The 6,875-nt window shown below is 59.2% G+C and carries 2 protein-coding genes and 3 pseudogenes; all 5 read right to left on the minus strand.

Features of this window, described 5'->3' with window-relative positions; all coding sequences use genetic code 11:
- Positions 1-202 precede the first annotated feature (202 nt).
- Positions 203-379, minus strand: a pseudogene (locus NKI08_RS34145) (transposase); the annotation flags it as partial.
- Positions 380-783: 404 nt separating this feature from the next.
- The gene (locus tag NKI08_RS34150; RefSeq protein WP_352775850.1) at positions 784-1,014 is read right to left on the minus strand and encodes a helix-turn-helix domain-containing protein; all 231 of its coding nucleotides are present in this window, start codon (positions 1,012-1,014) and stop codon (positions 784-786) included.
- Positions 1,015-1,280: 266 nt separating this feature from the next.
- A pseudogene (locus NKI08_RS34155) lies at positions 1,281-1,925 on the minus strand (AraC family transcriptional regulator); the annotation flags it as partial.
- A 306-nt stretch (positions 1,926-2,231) separates the two neighbouring features.
- The gene (locus tag NKI08_RS34160; RefSeq protein WP_352775853.1) at positions 2,232-4,751 is read right to left on the minus strand and encodes a GcvT family protein; all 2,520 of its coding nucleotides are present in this window, start codon (positions 4,749-4,751) and stop codon (positions 2,232-2,234) included.
- Between the two features lie 524 nt (positions 4,752-5,275).
- Positions 5,276-6,426, minus strand: a pseudogene (locus NKI08_RS34165) (amidohydrolase).
- Between the last annotated feature and the right edge of the window lie 449 nt (positions 6,427-6,875).

The following is a 6,875-nucleotide window of genomic DNA, read 5'->3' on the forward strand; positions in this document are numbered from 1 at the left end:
TTGTCTGGCTCATCTCAATCACTGCGACCAACGTGCTGTCCTGATCAAGGGCAGTAAGGGATTTGCTTGCATCAAAGGATGGTGACATGGGGCGCTCCTTAGGCAGCTGCTCAACAGCGTCGAGGGTGCCACACGCTCGCCGCCGCCCATAGCATCTACAGCGCTATCGAGGGTGCGCTCGCGAGCGCTACCGCCGAGCTACACCACCTGTAGGGACGCGACCTGTCTTGTCCGTTTCACCGGATTGATAACGTGCCGGGGTCAAGCCCAGATGCGCGCCCACATCCCTTGACCGGCGAAAGCGGTCCGGCTGATCGATCGTGGCACGGAATGCGAGCTCGGTGATCGGCCCGACCCCGGGCGCGCTCATCAGCCGCTGACCTGCTACGGGTAATTTCCTCCATCTGAGATTAGAGTCCGGCCTCGATTGAAGGACGGACTGATGAAGCGGAAGCGGTTTACGGAAGAGCAGATCATTGCGGTGCTGCGAGAGCATGAGGCGGGAGCAAAGGCGGGCGACAAAGACGAGATCGGGGTCGTATAACGGGACGTCTCGAAGACCTGGAAGGCTCCCAAGGCAAGGTTTTTTGATTCCTGCGGGACCGACCGACCAGAACTGGCAAAATTGCATCGCTCGATTCAATCCGGCGACGCTCATCGAGAGTTCGCCTGGAGAAGGACCGCTGACATCCGAGCATACGAGAGGATCGCGAAACGAGCAGGGGTCGCGGCGCCGAAGGAACCTTTCACCCAATTTGTGGGCAATTTCCGAGAGGGCAGAGGTCAGCGATCATCGACCACGACTCGTGGTGAGGCCGCGAGATAGACGCGACTAGATCGCCCACTTTTCAAGCACGACAAGCGCTCGGGGCCTTGCCGAAAACTGCGGAAGCTCTTAGAGAAGTGTGACGATGAAATGAAGCCGCATGCGACTGCAATTTCCAGAAAAGGCATGTTCGTTTGCTCGATAAGGCGCTTGGCCCATTCGAGCCGCACGCGCCGATAGTACCGCATCGGTGAAAGGATACATACTGCTCGAATAGCCGCTCAATCTGACGCGGCGAAAGTCCAACGCATCTCGTGATGTCGCGCATGAAAAGCGGGTCTTCGACGTGCTGTTCCATCAGTCGGACGACCTCAGCCAGTCTCTTGCTCAGACCAGCATATCTAGCGCCGATGGCAGATTGCTTTTCGGACCCGGGGCGCCATTGGCCCGCGCCTGTGTGCTTGAAAACGGCCGATGCACTTTCCTTGCCAAGATTGTGGCAAATCAGCTCCAACGCCAGATCGAACGACGCAAGCTCACCCGCGCAAGTCACAACGTCTCCATCCCGTACGAATAATGAGTCGGTGACATGGAGGTGATCAAAAGTTTCACAAAGCGAAGGCAGCTTTTCCCAATGGATCGTGCAGGAAGTGCCGTTCAGAATACCACTCTTCGCGAGCAGCCAAGTGGCCGTCCCCAGCGCCGCAATGGGAATTCTGTGCCCTCGGCATAGGCGCAGGATATTCATAAGCGATGCCAGTGGGTGGCTTTCGACGCCTGCACCGGCGCACACCACTATCACGCTCGGCCTGTCGCTTCCCCGCAGGTCTGACGCCACTTCGGCAAACGACTTGTTAGTGCACACAGATATTCCGCTGGCGCATACAACCGGCCGGCCGTCCGAACTCGCCACGATCCATTCAAAGACAGCGCGACCCGAGACCGAGTTCGCGACCCTGAGCGGGTCAACGAAGGATGATAAAGTCAACTGCGAAAAACCGGGAACGAGCAGGATGACCATGCGATGAGCAGACAAATCGTGGCGTGAAGTAAGGGCGCCTCCTGTGCTGTGCCACTCACCTGAACTCGGAGGAGTGATTGGCGGAACAGAGCGTTCATTCAACTTCTCTTGCAATTCGCGCTGCCGAACGTATTCCATCCGCGCGACACAAAGTTCGAGGTCCGTGGTGGATGCGGCCCTGCGACCCTGGGGAACAGTAGCGACTCTCGTGTAATAGGCGAAACTTCTCTGGGAAGCGCGCTGTAACCGTCGTATTGACGTATGCCAGCGATGTCCTGTTCGTCCATTCCTGGCTAAGCGAGTCCAGCCGGAGTTGGCCCAAGATGATACGCATAAGAAATTTCCAAATCCGTGTCCTCGAACTGATAGTTGTGTATTTTCGAACGGAAGAATCCACCAAAGTATGCCATATGCTTAAAATGCGAGACTAAAGTATTGCTGTTGTCAAAGTAAGAGATGCTCTCGGTGAAGAAGAGTGCGCAAGAGAGGTGAAACCAAATCCTTCTCGTCTTGCCATTCGCCTTTGACACGGGTTCGACCCGCATCATAAAAAGGCTTGAGCGACGCAACCGCCGGATGTCGTACACCTGCTATCTCGATTTCGAAATTTCCCTCGTAGAGCCACTGCGCGCTGACCCCGGCCTCGGCGTTCAGATAGCCCATGCCAATTCCGCAGCCGACGGTATGCCCGAACCCGGCGGATCGGAGATATCCGACGAGCGTTCCGTTCCGCCAGATGGGCTCCGTGCCAAACATCAAAGGCGCTCCCCCAGACACGGCAAGCTGGACAAGGCGACGGCTTGGCGTCTTGCCGCGTTGGGCCTCCAGTGCCGGGCGACCGATGAACGGTTCGCCCTTGTTCCAAGCAACCGTAAAGCCGAGACCCGATGCCAAGGGCGAGTCTTCATCCCCTACGTCGGAGCCCCAATCACGGTAACCGGCTTCAAGTCGCAGCGTATTCAGCGCCACGTAGCCGGCATGACGGAGGTCGAAGTCGCGGCCGGCCGCAACCAGCGCGTCATAGATTCCCAGGGTCTGATCCGTCGGGATATGCAACTCCCAGCCGAGCTCGCCGACGAAGGTCATGCGGAATGCCAAGGCCAAACCGTAGCCGATTTCGATCTCGCGCGCGGTGGCAAACGGGAAGGCGGCGTCGGAGAAATCGGCCGGGCTGACGCGCGCGAGCAACTCCCTGGACCTCGGGCCCATCACCGACAGCGTGGCATACCCCGAGGAGATGTCGGTGACAGACACGTTACCAGCACCCTTGGCATGCGTCCGCAGCCACGCGAGATCGCGGATGCGCTGGACGGCCGCGGTGACAACGAGAAACTGCTCGTCGCTTATCCGCGCAATCGTCACGTCCGACTCCATGCCGCCGCGCTCGTTCACCCAAGGAGTGTAAACGATCCGGCCGACGGGCACGTCTACGTCGTTCGTCGACAGCCGCTGCAGCAGGGCAAGCGCGTCGCTGCCCTGGACAAGAAGGTGGGCAAATGATGTCTGGTCAAACAGCGCCACACCGGATCGCGTCGCGTGATGTTCCGCGCCGCTCTGCTTGAACCAGTCGTCACGCGTGAATGTCGCGTGGGATGCGGGAGCGGAGCCGGCCGGCCCGAACCACTGCACCCGCTCCCAGCCGGCGACTTCACCGAAATTGGCTCCCAATTGTGCCAGTCGGTCCTGCAAGGGCGAAACACGCACGTTGCGGGCGGTTTTCGCAGACTTATGCGGCCAGTGTAGGTTCCACAGGTTACCCACGGCCTCTGTCGTGCGGTCGTAAAGATACCTGCGGTTGCTTTGAAACGGCATGGCGCGACGCACGTCCATCTCCCAACAGTCATTGGCTGGAAAGCCGGTTGACATCCACTCCGCCATGACCTTGCCGGCGCCGCCCGAGGATTCGATGCCACAGGAATTGAAACCGGTGGCGACGAAAAGACCGGCAATGTCGGGAGCCGGCCCAAGCAAGAAGCGGTTGTCCGGGGTGAAGCTTTCGGGACCGTTGAAATTGAGTTGCAGTCCGACCTCCGCCAACACCGGTATGCGCTCAATCGCGGACGTGAGGTAAGGCTCGATGTGGTCAAAGTCGTCAGGTAAGGCATCGAAGCTGAAATCCCGCGGGATGCCATCCATGCCCCATGGCTTGGAATGCGTTTCGAAGAACCCGACGAGCAGCTTTCCGGCGTCTGGCTTGGCATAGACCTTGGCATCCATGTCACGGATCGTCGGCAGATCTCTGGGCAGGCCGGGGATAGGCTCGGTCACGACGTAGAAGTGCTCCGCAGCATGCAGAGGGACTGACCAGTTGAGTTCAGCAGCCACGTTGCGGCTCCACATGCCGGCGCAGACGACCGCCTTGTCGGCGCGGGCGATGCCCTGCTCGGTCTCGACGCCCGCGAAACGCCCCTTCTCGAGGATTATCCGGGTGACGGGCGTACGCTCGAAAATTTCCGCACCCCCACGCCGCGCCCCGGCGGCGAACGCTTGTGCTGTGTCGATTGGATTGGTCATGCCATCGGTAGCAATCCAAGCCGCGCCGAGGACGTTACTCACGTCGAGGAGTGGTGCACGTCTCTGCGCCTCGGCCGCGTCAATTATTTCGACTTCTAAGCCGAAAGACCTTCCCATGGACGCGCCGCGTTTCAGCTCCTCCATACGAGCGGCGGTCGCCGCAACGGTGATCGAACCACTTTGCCGAAATCCGGTTGGCTGACCCGTCAGCTTCTCCAGATCCCTGAACAATTCTGCGGAGTACTGTGCGAGCTTCGCCATAGTCTCGTTAGCTCGAAGCTGAGTTACCAGTCCCGCTGCATGCCATGTTGTGCCGCATGTCAAACGGTCTCGCTCGAGCAGTACGATGTCTCGATGACCCAGACGCGTCAGGTGATACGCGATCGAAAGGCCTATAATGCCGCCGCCGATGATGATGTATTCTGCGCGTGAAGGTAGTTTGATTTGCATTGGGTTCTCCGAAGATCTTACAGTTCCTGCGATCGCATGTGGTGGTGAAACGCGGCGCGCCCACTCGCCGAGTCAGCCGGTTTTGTTCCTTTGGGGACGCGTCTCGATGTTCTCGCGTGCTCGTTCGCGGAAAGAGGAAGGACTTCGGCGGGAGCGATGCGAGGTGAGCCCACCATGCCCACGTCCGCCGCGAGGTCACATCGTCGAAAGATTTCGCAGCTCCTGTAATACTATCGGGTGTAATACTATCGGGGACGCGAGAGTGAATTTTGTCGATCTGCGGCGAAGAAAGCATATATTCTGCGTATTGGACGAGTGATGCGAAGAGTTCACACATGGCGCTCCTACGGTGTTGTGGCCGCATTTACGAAAGGCTAACCTGGTGTCCAGTTACCAATGAGGGGGGTATTGAGATGCCTTTGCCGGAGATCGGGATCATCGGACTAACCCCTGCCGCCGCAACGGCTGACGAGACCTCAGGGGACGTTCGAGGACCGCGAGCCTCAGAGCAGTGCCGGCTCGCTCTATCCTCCGTGCAATGCCCGCTCGACGAGGTTGGCCCAGTAGGCGATACCGTATGGGAGTGCTTCGTCGTTGAAATCGTAGGCGGGATTATGAAGCGCCGCACTCGGACCATTGCCAATCCAGATCATGGCGCCCGGGCGCGCCTCGAGCATGTATGCGAAGTCCTCCAACCCCATCATCGGCTTGACCTTTTCGTCCACGAAGGCCGGACCGACAAGCAGGCGGGCCGCCGCAATCGCGACGCGGGCGCCTTCGGGATCATTGACGGTAATCGGCTCCAGCCGTCGTACTGAAATTCGACATCCGCGCCGTACGTACGCGCGATACCCTGCGCCACCGCGCACACTTTCTCCTCCGCAAAATCGCGCAAGTCCGGCGCCAGTGTCCGCACCGTTCCAGACCAGGCGACGGTCTCCGGAATAATGTTATAAGCTTGCGCGGCGGACAGCTTGGTCACCGATATAACAAGCGACTCCATCGCGTTCGTATAGCGGGAAACCAGGGTGTGCAGGCCCAGGATGATCTGTGCTGCGATCACCACGGGATCGATTGCGAGATGCTGTGCAGCCGCGTGGCCCCCTCGGCCCTTCACCACGACATCGAACTCGTCAAGGGCAGCAAGGATCGGGCCTTCTGCGATGGCGAATTTGCCGACATCAAGGCGGGGGGAATTGTGCATCGCATAAACCTGACTGATCCCGTAGCGGTCCATGATCCCATGCTGAACCATCTTCTGGGCGCCCTGCCCATCTTCTTCCGCCGGTTGGAATATCAGTGCAACGGACCCTTTGAAATCGCGTGTCTTCGCCAGGTGTTTGGCCGCTCCTAGCAGCATCGCAGTATGGCCGTCGTGGCCGAACTCATGCATCTTGCCGTCGGCTTGGGAAGACCATGGCTTGCCGGATGCCTCGACGATCGGCAGGCCATCCATGTCGGCCCGCAGCCCGATCGTCGGCCCTTCGCCGCGTTGACCACGGATCAGTGCGACGATTCCAGTTTCGATCTGGCTGATACCAAACGAAGCGAGTTTCTCGGTCACGTAACGCGCGGTATTGTGGACCCTGTAATCCAGCTCGTGGTGCTGGTGAAGGTGACGGCGCCATTCCGTCGCCTCGACCTGCAGTTCACGGAACGCCTCAACGTTGTACATCTGTTGCTCCAGAACTCTCCCCCCGCTCACGGCGTACGAGATGGCACAACCGTCCGAGAGGCGGGCGTTCGTGTCAAATGCAATCTGTGGATCGCACCTATCGTGAATCGAGATAGGATGTCGGCATAGCCTGGTTGCGCCAGAGAGCGGACCTGGGAACGGCCTTCGCTATGGAAGCCGCATGAGGCAATGTCGCGCCTGAATGTATTGACTTCGCGCCTGCCGGCTCAGATTCTGTCGCTGCAACCTACAAGAACGCCAGGAGACGGCATCAATATTGCGATAACCTGGCAAGCTGCAGGCAGGGAGCCCCGGCCGGACCGCCCTGAGAGAAAATCCGAGGGGTTTTTTTTATGCCAGTAGTTAAAGGTCCGCAGGTTTTCCCGCGCTGGGAATATCTGCGCAGGCTCACTGCGGTGAAAGCGAGGATGGCTGAGCGTGACATCGCC

The sequence above is a fragment of the Mesorhizobium sp. M0768 genome, from assembly GCF_040320195.1.
Taxonomy (GTDB): Bacteria; Pseudomonadota; Alphaproteobacteria; order Rhizobiales; family Rhizobiaceae; genus Mesorhizobium.

What these genes read in the sequence shown, in the direction of transcription:
- NKI08_RS34160 (WP_352775853.1), bottom strand. Translation starts at nt 4,751, where the DNA reads ATGCAAATCAAACTACCTTCACGCGCAGAATACATCATCATCGGCGGC.
- NKI08_RS34150 (WP_352775850.1), bottom strand. Translation starts at nt 1,014, where the DNA reads ATGCGGTACTATCGGCGCGTGCGGCTCGAATGGGCCAAGCGCCTTATC.